At 38.3% G+C, this 18750-nt stretch carries 15 protein-coding genes and 1 pseudogene; 6 read left to right on the top strand and 10 right to left on the bottom strand.

Annotated elements, in window-relative coordinates:
* The first annotated feature begins 66 nt into the window (after positions 1-66).
* The gene (locus PH210_RS12325; RefSeq protein ID WP_289985697.1) at positions 67-951 is read left to right on the top strand and encodes a LysR family transcriptional regulator; all 885 of its coding nucleotides are present in this window, start codon (positions 67-69) and stop codon (positions 949-951) included.
* A gap of 125 nt (positions 952-1076) precedes the next feature.
* Entirely contained in the window at positions 1077-2636 is a 1560-nt protein-coding gene (locus tag PH210_RS12320) for a catalase (protein WP_289985696.1), read from the top strand.
* Positions 2637-2687: 51 nt separating this feature from the next.
* Here the strand turns inward: PH210_RS12320 and PH210_RS12315 are convergent, their stop codons facing one another.
* Both PH210_RS12315 and PH210_RS12310 read right to left on the bottom strand, forming a co-directional pair.
* Complete coding sequence (locus PH210_RS12315) at positions 2688-4334, bottom strand: alkyl sulfatase dimerization domain-containing protein (RefSeq protein ID WP_289985695.1); 1647 nt, start codon at positions 4332-4334, stop codon at positions 2688-2690.
* A 37-nt stretch (positions 4335-4371) separates the two neighbouring features.
* A complete protein-coding gene (locus PH210_RS12310) occupies positions 4372-5628 on the bottom strand; it encodes an MFS transporter (protein ID WP_289985694.1) in 1257 nt (418 codons plus the stop codon).
* Positions 5629-5868: 240 nt separating this feature from the next.
* Here PH210_RS12310 and PH210_RS12305 point away from each other — a divergent pair, with 240 nt between their 5' ends.
* A complete protein-coding gene (locus PH210_RS12305) occupies positions 5869-6786 on the top strand; it encodes a LysR family transcriptional regulator (protein ID WP_289985692.1) in 918 nt (305 codons plus the stop codon).
* A 52-nt stretch (positions 6787-6838) separates the two neighbouring features.
* On the opposite strand, the gene PH210_RS12300 is transcribed toward PH210_RS12305, so the two are convergent.
* From PH210_RS12300 to PH210_RS12270, 7 genes and pseudogenes are all read right to left on the bottom strand, one after another.
* Positions 6839-8410, bottom strand: a complete 1572-nt coding sequence (locus PH210_RS12300) for a class I adenylate-forming enzyme family protein (RefSeq protein WP_289985690.1) — start codon at positions 8408-8410, stop codon at positions 6839-6841.
* Between the two features lie 37 nt (positions 8411-8447).
* On the bottom strand, positions 8448-9620 hold the full coding sequence (locus PH210_RS12295; RefSeq protein ID WP_289985688.1) for an acyl-CoA dehydrogenase family protein: 1173 nt from the start codon (positions 9618-9620) through the stop codon (positions 8448-8450).
* Between the two features lie 164 nt (positions 9621-9784).
* Positions 9785-10693, bottom strand: a complete 909-nt coding sequence (locus tag PH210_RS12290) for a LysR family transcriptional regulator (RefSeq protein WP_289985686.1) — start codon at positions 10691-10693, stop codon at positions 9785-9787.
* An 81-nt stretch (positions 10694-10774) separates the two neighbouring features.
* Positions 10775-12013, bottom strand: a complete 1239-nt coding sequence (locus PH210_RS12285) for an MFS transporter (RefSeq protein ID WP_289985684.1) — start codon at positions 12011-12013, stop codon at positions 10775-10777.
* A gap of 444 nt (positions 12014-12457) precedes the next feature.
* Positions 12458-12757: pseudogene (locus tag PH210_RS12280) on the bottom strand (GNAT family N-acetyltransferase); the annotation flags it as partial.
* Between the two features lie 18 nt (positions 12758-12775).
* Positions 12776-13447, bottom strand: a complete 672-nt coding sequence (locus PH210_RS12275) for a GNAT family N-acetyltransferase (RefSeq protein ID WP_289985683.1) — start codon at positions 13445-13447, stop codon at positions 12776-12778.
* A gap of 32 nt (positions 13448-13479) precedes the next feature.
* A complete protein-coding gene (locus PH210_RS12270; RefSeq protein ID WP_289985681.1) occupies positions 13480-14343 on the bottom strand; it encodes a carbon-nitrogen hydrolase family protein in 864 nt (287 codons plus the stop codon).
* 244 nt (positions 14344-14587) lie between these two features.
* Between PH210_RS12270 and PH210_RS12265 the strand changes: the two genes are divergently transcribed.
* From PH210_RS12265 to PH210_RS12255, 3 genes are all read left to right on the top strand, one after another.
* A complete protein-coding gene (locus PH210_RS12265) occupies positions 14588-16069 on the top strand; it encodes a spore germination protein (RefSeq protein ID WP_289985678.1) in 1482 nt (493 codons plus the stop codon).
* A 154-nt stretch (positions 16070-16223) separates the two neighbouring features.
* Positions 16224-17198: a GerAB/ArcD/ProY family transporter gene (locus PH210_RS12260; protein ID WP_289985677.1), complete on the top strand. Its 975-nt coding sequence runs from the start codon at positions 16224-16226 to the stop codon at positions 17196-17198.
* Positions 17195-18286, top strand: a complete 1092-nt coding sequence (locus PH210_RS12255; RefSeq protein ID WP_289985676.1) for a Ger(x)C family spore germination protein — start codon at positions 17195-17197, stop codon at positions 18284-18286. The genes PH210_RS12260 and PH210_RS12255 overlap by 4 nt, the downstream gene beginning before the upstream one ends.
* Before the next feature lie 61 nt (positions 18287-18347).
* Here PH210_RS12255 and hxlR read toward each other — a convergent pair whose 3' ends face one another.
* A complete protein-coding gene (hxlR, locus tag PH210_RS12250) occupies positions 18348-18713 on the bottom strand; it encodes a transcriptional activator HxlR (protein ID WP_289985674.1) in 366 nt (121 codons plus the stop codon).
* Positions 18714-18750: the final 37 nt, after the last annotated feature.

Below are 18750 nucleotides of genomic sequence, written 5' to 3'. Positions count from 1 at the left end.
AAATAAAATGCGAAAAAATTATATTTATCTATAAAAAATATTTATATCAGATAGATGGGTGAAACAATGGATTACCGTGATTGGGAAATACTGAAAGAACTATATAATCAAAAAAATCTAACAAAAACAGCACGACTTTTATTTCTTACTCAGCCTGCATTAACAAGTCGATTAAAGCATATGCAGGAAGAGCTAGGTGTTCAAATCGTAACTCGTGAAAGCAGGGGCATACATTTTACCCCTCAAGGAGAATATCTTGTCCATTGTGCTGAAGAAGCGCTCGCTCATTTAGAAAAGATTAAAGAAAATGTCCAAAATATGAGCAATAACGAGAGTAATCTAATCGCAGGAACGTTAAAATTGGGGGTATCAAACTTTTTTGCGAACTATGAACTTCCATATATATTAAAACAATTTAAAATCAAATACCCCCATGTGGAATTCAAAGTCATTACGGGATGGAGCAGAGATGTAACCCAACTGATTCACAATAAGGATGTTCATATCGGCTTTGTTCGAGGAGACTACGGTTGGAGAGGATTATCCACGCATCAGCTATTCGAGGAGACCATCTGCATCGCTTCCAAGGAACAGATCAATATTACTGATCTCCCTCGTCTGCCAAGAATCGAATATAGAGGAGATTACTTATTAAAATCCATCATTGATCATTGGTGGGCGGAAAATTATGCCGAAGCTCCCTTTATTAGTATCGAAGTCGATCAAGTGGATACGTGTAAGGAAATGGTATTAAACGGTTTAGGCTATGGCATCTTGTCCAGCAGGGTCCTGGCCGGGATAGATGACTTATACAAGACCCAATTGAAGGATCAAGATGGAAATCCGATATTACGAAGAACGTGGATGTATTATCATAAGGAATCTCTGGAGTGGAATGTTGTTAAGGCATTTGTCCAATTCATTGAAGATTTTGGTTGGATAGAAAGTTAATTTTTTTAGTGATGAAAATAGGGTCACGTAGATTATTTCTACGTGGCCCTATTTACGTCAATTCATACATACTTCTCCATCCGATGGAAATACTTTCTATTGTTGTACATTAAGGAGGCTCATTTATGTCGGAAAAACAAAATAATGAAACAGAAGATATGTTAACAAACCAGCAAGGACATCCTGTCACCAACAATCAAAGTGTCCGCACAGTCGGTAACAGAGGACCTATGACATTAGAGAACTATGATTTCTTAGAAAAAATCAGCCATTTTGACCGTGAACGGATTCCTGAGCGGGTTGTGCATGCTCGTGGTGCTGGTGCCCACGGGTATTTTCAATCGTATGGGACCGTAAACGATGAGCCAATTTCCAATTACACCCGTGCAAAGGTCTTTACCAACACAGATGTCCAAACACCTGTATTCGTTCGCTTCTCCACGGTTGTTCACGGCGGTCAATCTCCCGAAACATTAAGGGACCCAAGAGGGTTTGCGGTTAAATTTTACACGGAAGATGGCAACTGGGATTTAGTCGGAAACAATTTAAAAATTTTCTTTATTCGTGATCCATTAAAGTTCCCTGATATGGTTCACTCATTTCGGCCAGATCCGGTAACAAACGTTGCAGACCCTGAAAGAACCTTCGACTTTTTATGCCAAAGTCCTGAATCTGCCCATATGGTAACCTTTGTCAATTCCCCTTGGGGCATACCCGCGAATTATCGGCAAATGCAGGGATCGGGAGTACATGCTTATAAATGGGTGAATGAAGAAGGAAAAGCTGTATTAGTCAAATATCATTGGGAGCCGCTTCAAGGGATTAAAAACCTTACTCAAAAAGAAGCCGATGAAATTCAAAAGACCGATTTCAATCACGCTACCTTGGATTTGTATAAAGCCATTGAAAAGGGCGACTATCCAGAATGGGAGCTCTATGTTCAAATCATGGAGGACGGAGAGCATCCAGAATTAGACTTTGATCCACTTGATCCAACCAAGCTTTGGTATAAAGATGACTTTCCATGGCATAAGGTTGGTAAAATGGTATTAAACAAAAATCCTGAGAATTACTTTGCCGAAGTGGAACAAGTTGCATTTGGAACCGGTGTTCTTGTTGATGGACTGGATTTTTCTGATGATAAGCTTTTGCAGGGGCGTACCTACTCCTATTCGGATACACAGCGTTACCGAGTTGGCACAAACTATTTACAACTGCCAATTAATAGCCCAAAGAAACATGTGGCCACCAATCAAGAAGGCGGACAAATGGACCATCGGACTGATTTTGGAAAAAACAAAAACAAACATGTGAATTATGAGCCTTCGTTAATAGGCGGATTAAAGGAAGCAAAAAATCCTGGAAAAGAACATGAGCCTTCTGTTGAAGGAAATCTAAAAAGGGAAATCATTCCACGAGAAAACAATTTTGGGCAGGCTGGCGAAACATATCGGAGATTTAGTGAATGGGAACGGGCCGAATTAATTTCCAACCTTGTCGGAGCCCTTAGCTCATGCCGAAAAGAAATTCAGGACAAGATGATTGAAATCTTTACCAATTGTGATGAAGACTATGGAAAAAGAGTTGCGGAAGGTCTTAAAAACGCTGGAGCGAATGAAAATACTAAAATGGAAGAGGCCGTCCAACAAGCTGAACAATTGGGGCAGCCTTCTGATCCTTATTAATAGTAGATAGAGCTAAACTCAATAGGTTTAGCTCTATTTTTCTATCTTAGTTTACTGAAAAAGAGCAATAAATTCATTAAACAGAATAGAATCTCCTTCTATATGTAGTTTCCCTGTTTGTTTTACCTCGTCAATAGCTCTTGCCCCTATAATAATTTCCTTCCAAATCTTTTCGTCCGCTTTAATAGTAAGAACTGGTTCTTGTGCTGTTCCTTTTCGAATTTCTGCAATCCCTTTTCTAATCTCAATTTTATAGTCTGCAGCTTGATCGGTTATCCCAACATTAACAGAAAACTCTTTATCGAGGCATTTCTCGGGTTTAAGTAGAATAGTCATATTGGAAAAGAAGCTGTCAAGCGGCATTGCATGAGCATAAGACATCCTAGTTTGTAAAGGTTTGGTTTTCGGTGCTTTGGAGTTGCCTTTTAACTCATTGGCCTGAGAAAGATAATAGGAGCGATTATTGGAATTAAAAGATCTTAAACCAAGTTCAGTTAATGCTTCTATTTTTATTTGTTTAACATCATCATTGTCAGACAATAATTTCAAAAGCAGGTCCGAAAGCTCTGCAGCCCATTGATACTCTTCTTTTTCTAGTGCCTTTTTCGCCTCTTGAACTAAGACGTCTGCTCCTCCTGCTAATTGCGCAATTTTCTGCGCATAAATTTTGGGAGGCAGCTTTTCTAGATTTGCAGCGTTCCCATCAAACCAGCCTAAGTAACCATCATAAATAGCTCGAACAGCTTGCGAAACACTTCCATAAAGTTCCCGAAGCTCACTATACTCGAGCAAATGGTTAGGCAGAGTAATCTCTTCAACAAGCTGGTCCGGGGTTTTACCTTTATTCATTCCACGAACAGTGCTGTCATGAACAAATTGGATAGCATCTCTATACATCGTTAATAGCTCAGCAATTTGTTCAGAACCAAAGACCGGTTCCGTATGCCCGAGGACTAAATATTCTGCTTGAAGATCCCGCATTTTATCTAGGGAATGAACCCATTGCAATACAGGTCTTGGAGATGTCCCTCTTATAGTGTACAAATTTGGGAAAGCAGGATAATAATTATCTGCACCCAGCAATACTTTCTGCTCTGGAATCCAAATAAAAATTTGATCATCTGTTTCACCAGGAGCTGAAACAAGCTGTAAGGTTACATCTCCAATGATTAATTCCATAGAATTTTCAAAGACCTGTGTCGGGAATATTAATTTTTGTTTAGTTGGACTCACCCTTAATGAAGGACCTAATCCGCTGCATGGTGTATGTTCAGGCGGCAAGTAAACCCCAAATTGTCTTCCCCCGCGCATGTCTAGAATGTTTTTAAGTTGGTTGAATTGGGTTGTAAAAAATTCAACTGTTTTTGTATTAGAATAAATTTCTGTATGTTCATTCATGAATACAGACGCACCGTTCACATGGTCTGCATGTCCATGGGTATAAATGATTGCGGCTGTTGGAAGTGGTGAAATTTTATCAAACTCTGCCTTAATCTCCTCTGCAGCCTCAATGCTTTCAGTCGTATCGACAATGATATTTCCATCTTTAGTAACAATAAGAGTTGAATTTCCTAGGCCATACCCTACAGCACAATAAATATTTTCGGTAACTTTCTGTATCCTTTTTTCAAAACGTTTTTTGTGCTCCTTTAAATAAGCAAGAGCTTTCGCTTTCTCATCTATAATCATTTTTTGCATCACATTTTTCCTCCCCTATTTTTCCGAATAAAAGACCTTAGCTTACTGATGATGTAAATTTGTTTGAAGATTGAATGTTATTAGCTTGACCGTGAGCTGGCCTTGCAAAAATCGTAAACAGAGCCGCACCAACAACTAAAAGAACTGCGAGTACTTGAATATTAAGATTGAAGCCGATGTTGGCCCCTGCCCCCTGAATGACCTTACCAAAAATGATGGGTCCGATGATCCCTGAGGTAGTGGCAATGCCCATCATAATCCCGGACATCAGCCCTTTTCTCTCAGGAAGCAGACTGTTAACAACAATCGGGCAAATGGTAAACAACAATAAAATGAAGGCATTCTCAAAAATTAATGCAACAATCATTAACGGTACTGAATTTGTCATAGTGTAGATATAAAATAAGACTCCTGCCGCGGAGACACAAATGGAGGATAACAAAACACGAGAAATCCAAACATTCTGGGTCTTCTTATAGATTCTGTCAGAAAAAACGGAAGCAAATACTGATAATATCGCCCCAACACTCCCGCTAATAGCTTTCATGTATCCCATTGTTTGTGGAGAAACATGTTTGACCTCTGTTAGATAGGCTGGGCTAAAAACCAGGCTGAAAGTAATCACTGCATATCCAATGAAGGCAATCAAGGTTGTAAAAACAAAGGTTGGTGAACGTAAAATTTTGAAAGTTTTTCCCCAATCTATTTTGGCAGGAACTGTGTCTGCCTCATTGACTGTCAATGGGGGTTTCACCCTGCCTAACCACAACCAAAAGATGAAAAAGGCCAAACTTACAACCCCAAGGCTGAAAAACGCTTCACGCCAGCCGAGTTTGGCTATGAGGAGAACTAGTATTGGAACAGATACTGCCTTTCCGATGGTATTCCCTAAGTTCAAAATGGATAAAGCGAATCCTCTCGATTCGGGTTTGAACCATTTACTTAAATGACTAACAGCTGTTGCAAAAAATGGACCTTCCCCAGCACCGAGCATTACTCGTGTCAATATCAATAAAGGTAACCCTGCCACAAAGAGAATTATAGATTGGGCAATCGTCCAGACAAGCGCCATAATCAAGAGCATTTTTCCTGTGCCAATCCGGTCAGACAATGCAGCACCAACTATCCCTGCAATAGAAAATAACCAAAAAAAGCTGCTGCCGACTATCCCCCATTGGCCATAGTTTAGATTCAAGTCATGCATAATCGGAACCGCTGCTAATCCCGTAATCGTTTTATCAGCAAAATTAATAACCGCCAGTACGAAGATTGAGAATAATATAAGCCAACGCACGTCTACCATCCTACCTTTCAACACACAATTCATTTCGAGGAAACGCTTCCAAATCAGAATGAAAAATAGTTGACATCTATTAAAGCTGTTCGAGAAAACCCTTGCTCCTCCACCTCTTTTCGTTTAATTTTGCAAAAAATTATGAAATGCTTGAATTTATTATACAATCTAGATTATCATTAATAAAATTAAACATTTTAATAGAAACATTAGATAGATTTATAGAAAAGGGAGAAATCCATGCAGATTGAACAATTAGAATACGTGATCGAAGTAGCAAAAGCAGGAACCATTTCAACGGCTTCCAAAAACCTTCATGTTACCCAATCCGCTGTCAGTCAATCTATTTCTAGTCTAGAAGAAGAACTGGGGGTTACGTTGTTCCATCGTTCTCGCACAGGGACCATTCCAACCGATGAAGGTAAAAAAGTCATTCAAAAAGCCTATGAAATTATCATGAAAATCCAAGAATTAAAGTTTGAAATGCAAAGTGTAAAAATGGTTGTAAAGGGTGAATTAAAGCTAGCTTCTATTCCAACATTCATGACCTTTCTTCTCAATCCGCTGTCTGCTTTTAAAGGAGACTTTCCTAACGTGAATCTCGAAATAAAAGAACAAGAAACACAAGAAGTGGTAGATTCCGTCAATCAAGGTAATGTTGACATCGGGATGATCGCCATTCATGAGGGACTGAAAGATAAAACGGAGGATTTAGAGTTTATACCGTTAATTAAAGGAGAAATGAAAGTTTATGTGCCCAAAAATTCTCCACTCGCGATTTATGATACGGTTAGACCACACGATTTAATTAATCAAACCATTGTGATGTACGACGGGGACTATGTTAAATGGTTTGTCAATAATTTCTTACAACAAATTGGTCCATTAAATATCCTTTTTAAATCCAACAATACGGATGTTATTAGAAAAGCGGTCTTAAAAAGTCTAGCCATCACCTTTTCTCCCAATTGGTACCCAAGAAACCACGAGTTACCGTTAAAAGATAAGATAAAAATGCTGCATATCAGCAATCATCATCCAGTAAACATGGCATTTGGACTAGTTTATTCAAAGAAAAGACCCTTATCGGCATCGTCGGCAAAATTCATTAAGTATGTAGAAAAAGCATTCCAAACGAAGGATCATTTTACAAACTAATTCAAAAAGAAAGAAAGCTGGGAATGAAATCATATTCCCAGCTTTCTTTCTATTAAATGGTTAACAGCCCTTGGGCATACTTATGTTTTAATTCTTTCTTATCAATCTTTCCAATTGGAGTAAGCGGGAACTTATCCTGGAAATACACCACTTTAGGAACCATATACTTCGACGTGCTCTCTTTGCAAAATGCGATGATTTCCTCCTCCTTACAGCTAACCCCCTCTCTTAGGGCTACAACGACGCAGACCGCTTCGCCCCAATCCAGATGGGGAATACCTATACACGCACTCATCGCTACAGCGTGATGCTGATTGACCACCCTTTCAACTTCTGAAGAATAGACGTTCATTCCGCCAGATATGATCATATCCTTTTTCCGGTCAACAATATAGAGGTAACCATTTTCATCCATCCTGCCAATATCACCCGTATAGAACCAGCCGTCACGAATGGCTTCTTCGGTAAGTTCGGGTCTTTGATAGTATCCCGCCATCATGGCAGGAGATTTTACGATAATCTCTCCCAGCTCATCTGTCCCAACATCATTCCCATTGTCATCTATAAGCCTAACCTCGGTTAGTAGGCATGGTTTACCACAGCTTTTCAAGACTTCCTGATTGTGATGGTAGGCCCAAAGATGGGCACTTTTTGCCAGTCTTGAAATGACGATATTGCATTCTGTCATTCCGTACTGCTGGCGCATAATAGGCCCGAACACTTCAAACGCTTCCTTCAAACGCTTTGGTGAAATCGGTGAGGCACCATAATAAATATTGCGCATCGAGCTTACATCATAGTCCATTTTCTTCGTCTGATCGAGGAGCCTGTACAGCATGGTCGGAACCATAAATGTAGTTGTAATTTTATATTTCTTAATGTTTTCGATAAACAGTTCAGCATCAAAGTAACGCATGACATAGACATGTACTCCTGATGTTAGAGCTCTCCAAAGCAGAGATCCGGCAGAATGCACGATTGGCGTACTTAATAATACCCTGTCTCTGTCGTCAAGCGGATCTTCAATGGCAGCAGACAGAAGGCCGGCTGCTAATCCTTCCTGTGTATGCATGACACCTTTAGGTGTGCCCGTCGTCCCACCTGTGTAAGATAGGACAGCGATATCTTCAGGCATGGCGGCAGGCAAAGCTAGTTCCTTTTTTTCCTTCGGCCACTGGAATAGTTCAAACTGGTCAGGGTACTCGACACCAAATTCCGGCAGACCAATAATATGAATATCCGGACTATTAGATTCTTCCAAGTATTCAAGAATGGCTGCCGTATGTGTCTGGGAAGCCATAATGACCACTTTTGGTTTTGCCTCCCTCAAAATATAACCAACTTCACTGGTACCCAGCTTCTCTCCTAACGGGACTAACGTTCCTCCACTTTGCTGGACTGCTAAACCAAATAGGACCGCCTCTAGGCTATTAGGAATAAGAGTGGCAATATGGGTGCCCCTCCCGCACCCTAATTCGAGCAAATATGAAGTTAGGAGCTCTGTTTTGGCCAACAACTCCTTATATGTTAACGTCTCCTCTGATGGCAGTAAGGTGATGGCGGGCAGCTCGCCAAATCGTTTTATTCCTTTAAGAAGCAATGACTGAAATGTCATCTTTTGCATAATTTCTAGTTCCTCCTCCAAAACTTTCAAACTATGATTAATCCCTTAATAATTCTTTTGCAATCGTATTTTTTTGAATTTCCGAGGTCCCTGTAAGAATTCGGTACATACGTGAGCTTCTGTACATTTTTTCGACCGGATGCCCTTTAACCAGTCCCTGAGAGCCGAATATTTGAATAGCCTTATCAGCGACACGGTTAACTACCTCTGATGCAAAGAGCTTGGCCATCGAGGCACCTGCCCGTTCTTCCTCTCCCCGATCAATTTTTTCAACCACATCGTAAACCATACATCTTGCTGCGTAGATATCTGTAGCCATTTCCGCTAACATATGCTGAATGGCTTGAAAATCCGCAATAGGCCTTCCGAATTGGACCCTCTTTTTAGCCTGTTCCACCGATAAATCAAGAAGGTGCTGAGCCATCCCGACAAAACCGGCAGCATGGGAGGCGCGATTCGTGTTTATTCTTTTTAAACCAAGGAGCAAGCCTTTCCCCGGTGCTCCAATAATGTTGGTGGCAGGTACACGGCATTGTTTAAAAATTAATTCAGCATGAATACGTTCTCCCGATATTGGAACTTGAATGTTCCCCAGTTCAAAGCCGGAATGGTGAGGTGTTTTTTTATCTACTAGAAAAGCTGTGACTCGTGGTTTCTCTCCGTCTACTAATTCTTTCGCTATGACTATAGCAAAATCAGCATAAGGGGCTGCACTGATAAAGTGCTTTTTCCCAGTTAAAATATAGTCCTCACCATCCCGAACGGCCGTGGTTTCAATGGCAAAGGCATCCGAACCAGCATTTGGTTCCGTCAGTGCGAAACAACAGCTTGCGTCTCCGGCAGCGACCGGGATGACATATTTTTCGTTTTGCTCCTTTGTAAAGCTTTCCAGCATTTGGCCGATTCTTAACGGCCCGCCAATTTCCCCAAGCACCTGGCCCCATAAAACAGCTCCAGAACGGGCCAATTCCTCTTTTAGTAAGCAAAGTCCTTTTAAGCTGATATCTTGTCCTCCATATTCAATCGGGAGGTTAATTCCATAGAATCCTAATTCTCTGGATCGCTGTCTTACCCATTTAATCGCTTCTCTTGGAATATCTTCTTCTGCATTCAACTGATGCTCCTGTTCATATGGAAACAATTCAGTTTGGATGAAATCCTGCAATTTAGCACGGAGCACCTTTAAGTCCTCTCCCAGCGTTGTTAACATCGGTTTCCCTTCTTTCAGTTTTTTTAATATTGTTTAAATATTTTAAATCTTAAACAAATTATATATATAAATTATTTTTAAGTAAAATAAACAATTATTATATATACTTAAGTTTTAATGATGTAATCCCCCAAAAAAATTAGTCCCCTATCGTTGATAGGAAACTAATATTTTAAAGTAGTAGTATAGAACTCCAGACATTTGATGAACTCTTTGGCTGCCTTTGAAAAGTTCTGTTTTTTAGAGCGAACAAACCCGAGTTTCATGGTATTGTTATTTAGATTAACCAAGGGTATTGGGACAAGATCACCAGTTTGGTAATATGGATCACTGTTAATACCGATTTCAAATGATAATGAAATCGCCAATCCTTCCGCAACCGTTTTCTTAATAATCTCTGTATTATTGGTTAAAAATAAAACCTTCATTTCTCCATATTGGTCAAAAAATTCCTTGATATACTCTTTCATTTTTGGACCATTATAAAAAACTAGATTCTGATCCAGTAACTCCTGCGGTGTAATGCTTTTCCTGCCGGCTAAAGGAGAATTCCCGCTGACTGATACGATTATCTTTGCCTCCATCAAGGTTTGAAAATCTAACTCATCTTCTCTCGGATTTTTCTGTGGGATATTTAAAAGTCCGATGTCAATCTTATTATTCAAGACATCATTAACAACTTCTTGTCCGCCTTTTTCTTCGATAACGATATTAACTTCCGGGTACTTTTTCTTGAATAAGGCTAATGATTTGGGCAAGACCGTAAGAAATAGGCCTTGGGTAGATGAAAGGCGCAGCTCTTTCTCCATCGTCCCTGTATGCATTTGAGCCTTGTCTTTTATTTCTTCGAGCTTACTCAATACCTCATATGCTTTTTGGATGATTTCCTTTCCCTCATCTGTGGGAATCGTACCTAATCGTGAACGTTTGAAGATTTTAATACCCAATTCCTTCTCCAAGCTCGTTATGGCCATACTAATTCCGGCTTGGGAAATATGGAGGCTTTCTGAGGCGGTGGAAATGGAACGCATTTCGGCAACCTTTATGATATATTCCAATTGTTCAATATTCATGGATGATTCTCCCCCTATCTCTCTTAATTGAATCATACATCGAATAGTAGGTCTGTTCAAATCATAGAGAAAACTGTTTTTTTAAACGGCTGCTGTTTTATTTTCAAATTCTTTTGATGGTTGGGCTGAATTATTTTTTATGGAAAGGGCAATAACCGTCCCTACTAACGCTGCTATAACTAAAAACCAGAAGGCTGCATTATAGGAGCCCTTAAATAAGCTAATAATTAAGCCGATTGCTGATGGAGAAACCGCACCGGCAATTTGGCCAGCAGATGTTACGAGCCCAGAAGCAGAACCCGTAAGTTCCTTTGGCGAATATTTGATAATAATCGTATAAAGAACAGTTCCGAAGAAAGATAATGCTATGGAATTGAGGGTTAGAAACGTAATAATCATTGCAATAGACGTGGCATTTGCCATGAAATAAAGGAAAATGGCAGAAGCAAGAGCACCTGCAGCGGCAAGATACTTCTCCTTACCGGCCATAAACTTATCGAGAACCCATCCGCTAACATTAAACATAAAAAAGCCGATAATATAAGGAATGGCCAGTAAACTTCCTGCAGCGACAAAATCCACTCCTTTTTCTTTTACTAAATAAATAGGCATCCAGGTGATCAGACCGTAGTTAATAATATTCGATAGAAATTTAAACGAGATAATCTTCCAAATGTTTTCTATTTTTAATAAAAGCTTCAAGGGAACTTTGTTTTGTTTCTTGCTGCTTACCTTCTTCTCCTGGGTGCGTTGCGGCTTCAGGATAAACCAAAATCCGAAGGCTACAATCATGCCTAAAATACCGGCAAAAGAAAACATCCCTCTCCATCCGATTGCTGCCACCATGGCTGCAGCAAGAGCGGTTCCTAATATTCCACCTATGTTTTGAGCAGAAAGGAAAAAGGAATTGGCCCTACCGCGTTCCTTTTGCGGGAAATAATCCCGAATGGTAGACATACTAGACGGATAAAAAGGACCTTCCCCTAAGCCAAAAATAAAACGAATGAATAATAATGAAACAAATGACCAAGCAAATCCAGTCAATAACGTAAACAAAGACCAACTAAAGAGTGAAAAAGTAATCATGACCCTTGCACCAAATTTATCTGTCATCCATCCGCCTAGCGGCTGCATGAGCGAGTAACTAATAAAAAATATACTAATAAGCAAACCCGTCTGGGACGTTGTAAGATGAAACTCTTTCCCCATAGGAATAACCGCCACATTAATGGCTACTCGGTCAAAAAAACTTAAAACCATTCCAAAAAATAAAAGACCCATAATCATCATTTTCCGATTTCTGCTAGCATACAGCTCCATTCCACTCACTCCATTATTTCATTTTTTCATCACCTACTAAAAGGAAGCGTTTCCATTTAATAGTTCAGAATTTTATTAATGTTGGATTAATTCTAGCATAAATCCAATTTAAGTAAATTCAATGATTATTATATAATCATAACTAAAATTTATATATCCATAAAAAAAGAGTCCTTTAGATGGACCTCATCCTTTCATTCCTTTAATAGATATTAACTTACTATTTTTATTGGTTATGTGATATGATTTTAATATGACATATTTGAGGGATAGAAATGGCGTTGGCTGCAATTTATTTACGTTTATCAAGGAATTAAGAACAACTGGATATCGAGGAAATTTTTAACAAGTCATCGAAATGCACTTACCAAACTTGTAAAGCAACATAAGTTAACATATGACGTTTATCAAGAAATTTCGAGTGGTGTCAATACACAAAGACCTCATTTCATTCAGATCTTCTAGTCTATTATTCGCTAAAAATGGACCGATGCCTAAGCCTGCTTGGCCAATAATTGTAAAATCCGTCATTGCTACATTAAAATCTTCATAATAACGGTACTCAGTTGCGCCCACTACTTTTTCTTTATGAACAGCAACAAAAACACGGATACCTGGATCTTCTAACGGTTCTTTCCAAAGATCAAATTCTAGTACTCCTTCTGGGGGGAACACATCTTGCATTAATTGATGCATTTGTTTAAATAACGGATCGCTGATATTGGTAATTCTACTATATTCCATTGGATCATCTCTTTTTCTTTATTTTAAATGGGAAAACGGATTTTTCCATTCCATTAGCGTGCCATAATTATACGATTCTTCATCCTCTAAATAATTTGCTACTACTTTTACTGGTGTACGGCCGCAACGGAGGAGAAAAGTGATAACTGGATCCTTCAGCTCACCTTTTACCACAGCATCTATATATTGTTCAGGTGACTTTTCATTCGCATGTTTGTGATAACCTGGCATCCTACCCCCACCAAGCAGTCTTTCCAACCCCAAATGAACAACAACATCATACATAGAAAACATCAACCACTTGCCTAAACCTAACTTTCGAAAAGCTGGACGGACACCAATATCGACAACGTATAAGGTATTCCCTTTTGGGTTGTGGTTCCGGATATAGCCATTATCCGTTATTTCTTCCCAGGAATGTTCTGGATGTTGAGGATCAAATTCGACAAGAAGTCCAGTCATAGACCCAGCTATTTCACCATCCACTTCGATAAATAAAGCTCCCTGTGGAAAAAGAGTCACATGATTATTTAGTTGCTCTTCATTCCACCATAATTCAGATGGAAATGGAGGAGGAAAGCTTTCCTGTTGAATACGAATTAAGTCAGGAAAGTCCTTCTTTTCATAATTTCGGATGACAACTGGAACAGGTTTGTCTTGGTCGAAAACGAAAAATTCTTTTCGATACATGAGTATTCCCCCATTTCATTGTATAAATCAGCTTATTTTGTTTCCCAATCTGGGTAAAGATCTTTGCGTCGGTCACGCCATGTGGTCACCGATCCTTTTTCACGGACTTGATATAATAGCTCTAAATTCAAGTCAGCTGTAACGATCATATCCTGATTAATCTCACCTTCTACCAAAATCCCTTTTGGCGGGAATGGAATGTCATTTGGTGTGATGACAACTGCCTGGCCAAAATTGGCACGCATGAAATCAACGGTTGGCAGCGCACCGACCGTACCAGTTGTGACAACATAGACTTGATTTTCTATGGCTCTTGCATGACTTGTGTAACGAACACGGTGAAAGCCGTGGCGATCGTCTGTACATGATGGACAGAAAATGACATCTGCTCCTTTCGCCTTTGCCATACGAACGATTTCCGGAAATTCAATGTCATAGCACGTTAACATAGCGATTTTCCCTTTTTCAGTCTCGAAAACTTCCAGACCGTCTCCGGGACTCATATTCCACTCATGTACCTCTGTTGGAGTTATATGAAGTTTCGCTTGTTCCACCACTCTTCCATCCGGGTAAAACATATGAGCAACGTTATAAAGGCGATCACCCTTACGAATCACATGTGTCCCACCTATAATGTGCATCTTATAGTGTTTGGCAAGTTCGATAAATAACGACCGGTACTGATCGGTATAATCAGGTAATTCTTGGATGGTTGATGCTTCCCCTTTATCGTTGCCAATGGACATAAGTTGAGTAGTGAAAAATTCAGGGAAAATTATAAAATCGGATCCGAATTCTTCTGCTGTTTTTATATAATGCTCCACCTGGTCTGCAAACTCTTTAAAAGAGCTAATGGTATGAAGAGAATACTGAACGGCTGATACTCTCATTTGCATACTATCCCCTTCTTTCTATTTGTAATAATAATTTAATCCTATTATTAGCGAAATGAAAAATTTGAACAAGTACGCACTTTTTCATTACATAGTGAAAAAAACTATACTGTAAAATTTATATAGTTTCCCCTACCTTATTTTATTAGGATAAAATAATCTTTTCTTTTTCATACTAATAGGAAGAATTACCATTACACTTTTTCTAAAGTGAACAAATGGCAGCTTATATCAGTGAGGGATTTTTATGTTTTGGAAAAAGGGTAAAAGAATTGCTAATGATAGTAGTGACACACAACAACCTGTGCAAAGGAAGATATCACTAGACTCTCTAAAACAGGTTTTAGACAATATGGACGATGTAGAGATAATCGAACGCACTACACTTAATGATCAAAAAGTTGTCTTAATCTATTTAAGAACCTTAATTGACCAGGATCGTTTGAATGAATCGATAATAGAACCTGTTATCCAATGTCCACATGCCATGATTTACGAAAGCATAGCCACACCTAAAGTAATGAAGATCCACTTACTTGAAGAGGCACAGAAATTACTCCTCACCGGTGCTGTACTTCTGAATGATTGTATCCAAGAACAATGGTTGGTCATTCCTCTTCCTAACGAATTAAGTAGGGGGATTGAAACCTCTGAAACAGAAACAATTTTATACGGTGCAAAAGATAGTTTCACTGAACAATTAGAACCAAATATCACCCTCATACGCAGAAGACTTCCTATTACTGAATTAAAAACAGAGAAATATAAAGTAGGTTCATTAAGTGAAACAACGATTGTCCTAATGTACATAGACGGGTTAACCAATCCTGAATATATATCAATAGCAAGAAAGAAAATCTCTGAAATTAACTTTGATTTATTTTTCGATTCATCCCAGGTAGCGGCATTTATGGAGGAACATCATCACAGTATTTTTCCACAATTCCAACAAACTGACCGCCCAGATGTTTGTGCTTATTCCTTAGGGCTCGGTAAATTAACTATCTTGGTAGAGAACACACCGTTTGTATTAATTGCACCAATCACCTTTTTTCACCTTTTCCAATCACCTGAGGATTATATTAATCGTTGGCCGGTTGCAAGTTTTTTAAGAATTATTCGATATTTAAGCTTTTTTCTGTCCGTCACACTGATACCATTATATGTTGCACTAACAACCCACCATTATCAAATGATTCCCTTACAAATACTATTTGTTATAGTGGAATCTAGAAGTAAACTACCTTTTACACCATTTTGGGAAGCAATATTAATGTTAACTATTCTTGAAATCATAAAAGAAGCTAGTTTACGGATGCCGACCAAATCAAGTCAAACCTTAGGGGTGATTGGTGGTATAGTTATCGGTCAAGCAGCGGTTCAAGCGGGGTTTGCGAGTAAAGTATTAATTGTATTAGTTTGTATTTCAACTATCTCCTCATTTTTAGTACCAAACTATTTGATGACGAAGGCAAATACACTCATTCAATTTTGTTTTCTTCTCCTTTCATCCTTTTTTGGTGTTTTTGGCATTGCCATGGGAGCTGTTGCCATTTTGGCACATCTAAATGGTCTTACTTCCTTAAAACAACCCTATTTTTCACCAATCGCTCCATTTTACTGGAAGGACTGGATCGATCTCTTTATTAGAGGGCCTTTAATAAACATGAAATCCCGTCCGGATCATTTACACCCTTTACAGAAATGGAGATACAAACGAAGGATGTGACTCAAAGTTGACTACATTTTCCTTATTTGATAAATCATCTAAAATGGACGGAATCTATGTCTTTTTCATCGTCAACCGTTTCCAAATGCTTTTCCTATTTTTTTTATTGCCTACCTACCTATTACACCCGTTTATGATTTGGGGCATTGTTGCAATGGCAATCTTTTCCCAACTCAATATAAGGCTGTTATGCAAATGGCTAGAATCAAATTATGCTAAAAAGGGATATCAAGGTTTTGTAGAGCTTTTTGGTGTTCGAATGGTAAGGCTTTTGACTTTTATTGGCCTTATATTGATACTAATCAAAATAACGGTGATCACACTCGGATACTTAGAAGTCATTCATGATTTTATTTTCCCATCAATGAATTCAAATTGGATTATTTTTTTCATTCTTCTTACGAGCTCCTATGTTGCTTCATTAGGAATGAAAAATACCATACGGTTTGTGGTAATTGTTTTTTTATGTGTTTTTTGGATAATTTTTTTATATTTTCCCTTTTTTATTCCACCAATCGCTGCATTACATGATTTGTATCCCTTGATACCAACAAATTGGACAACTGATTCATGGAAAGGATTGTTACTCATTTGGTCTTCATATTCAGGACCAGAGTATTTAATCTGTTTAATTCCTTGGATCAAACCACAACAAAAAATGCGTAAATATTTAACCTATGCGAATGCTCTTTCTACTTCAGAGTATTTGCTATTGTTTATTGCGAGTTTATTCTTTTTCGGTTCAAATTATTTAAGTAAAAGTAAATACCCTATTATTCATATGATTCGATATTTACAATCTCCCATGTTTGAACGACTGGATATTATCCTGATTTCACTACATATGTTTGTATTGGTTTTTGCTTTATCAATTTTCTTGTTATGTATATATGGGGCTACAAGAATCATTCTAAAAAAAACAAGTACCCAACCTTCACGTATGGGTTTTGCTGTCACTTGTATTGTGTTATTTCTCTGCTTTGTATTTGTGAATAATTGGATTTGGTCCATTAAAACGGAACAGAATATTCTCCTGAATATTCAAATTTGGTTAAGTGGAATAACTTACTTTATCGTCCCAACATTCTTGCTACTATTGACAAAGCTAAAAGGGCGTGTAAAAGCATGAGACGAAAGAAAATTCTTTTAGTTTGGGGAATCTTTGTTTCATTAGTCATGATTCCAGGATGTGCCCCATTTGTTGAGAACAACACAATTGAAGATATTGCCCCTGTCACTTTTTGGTCAATTAGTAAAGGCGAAAAACGAAAAATAAAAATGAGTACATTAGTCCCTCCATTAGTAAATGAGCCAAAAAGCTTATTAACACTAGAAGTTGATCTCCTTAAACAGGGAGGAAAAGACTTTAATTTAAGATATTATCGTGAATTGAAGGTTGGACAACTCCGTATGTTTTTAATTCATGAGGAATTAGCGAAACAAGGGATTATTCAGTTAATTAACACGCTATTGACAGACTATGATATTTCGCAACGAATGTATTTAGTAATCGTTAAAGGGAATTTTGACGAATATATTAACAGACAAGCAAAGAAGCAAGAAAACCTTGATTATTACCTGTATCGGATGCTAAAACACTATGAGAGGAAAAAACAAGGTGAAATGACCATTGTCAATTTGCATGAATATAAAAATAAGCTATTTTCACCATTTTCAGATCCCGTTCTTCCTGTTTTCAAAGTAGCGAAAGATAACTTTACTTATGAGGGGACTGCTTTTTTTAGCAATGATAAATTAATAGAAACAGTCAAAAATACCGAAGATCAAATATTTCAACTTCTTGACAATGATCACTATTTGAAGTTTTTTCCAATACCCAAATTAGATGTGGTTATTGGACATCTACGCTCAAGAGTAAATGTGGATTTAGATAAAAATCTTTCCCTAGTTACAATAAACGTGAAACTAAATGGAAGAATTGAGGAATATCAAGGTAATAAAAATATCCTCAACGGAAATGAACTGATGCAGCTTCATAAGGAAATTGAAACTGAATTAGAAATGAAAACGACGGACCTCATAAAAAAAATGCAAGAGCTGAAGGTGGATCCTCTTCAAATCGGAACACACACCCTTAGCCCCTTTTCCAAACCCATCAGCGAAAAGGTATGGTTAGCCGCTTGGGGAAAAATGAATATAAAAGTTAATTATCAGCTTTATTTTGAGGCATTACAAAATACTAAAAATAATTATTAAATTATCATGAAAAGAGGTTGACCCCCTTGGCCGGAGTCAACCTTAGATTACCAGTTAAAATTTACCTAATCGACTCTTGTCTTACTAAAGGATTCAACCCAGCAGTTTCCATATAATCTTTCCCCCAGTTATACATAGCATCGAGAATCGGCATCAAGCTTCTTCCTTGTTCAGTAAGGGAGTATTCTACTTTTGGAGGAACCACGGGATAGACCTCGCGTTTTACAATCAAGTCTTCTTCCAGTTCTCGCAATTGATTAACTAGCATTCTCTGCGTGATCCCTGGCATAAGAGATTTCAGTTCACCAAATCGCTTCGTTCCCTCTTTTCCTAGATGCCATAGTATAAGCATCTTCCATTTACCACCGATAACGGAAAGAGTTAATTCTTTTTCACAATTAAACATCTTATCCTGCATTCGTGACATTTCACTTCACCTCCATATTTATTATAACCAACAGTAT

The organism is Paenibacillus sp. BSR1-1 (assembly GCF_030403775.1).
Lineage (GTDB): Bacteria > Bacillota > Bacilli > Bacillales > Cytobacillaceae > Neobacillus.
The sequence above is the reverse complement of the archived record's forward strand: the minus strand, read 5'-3'. Positions and strand labels throughout refer to the sequence as shown.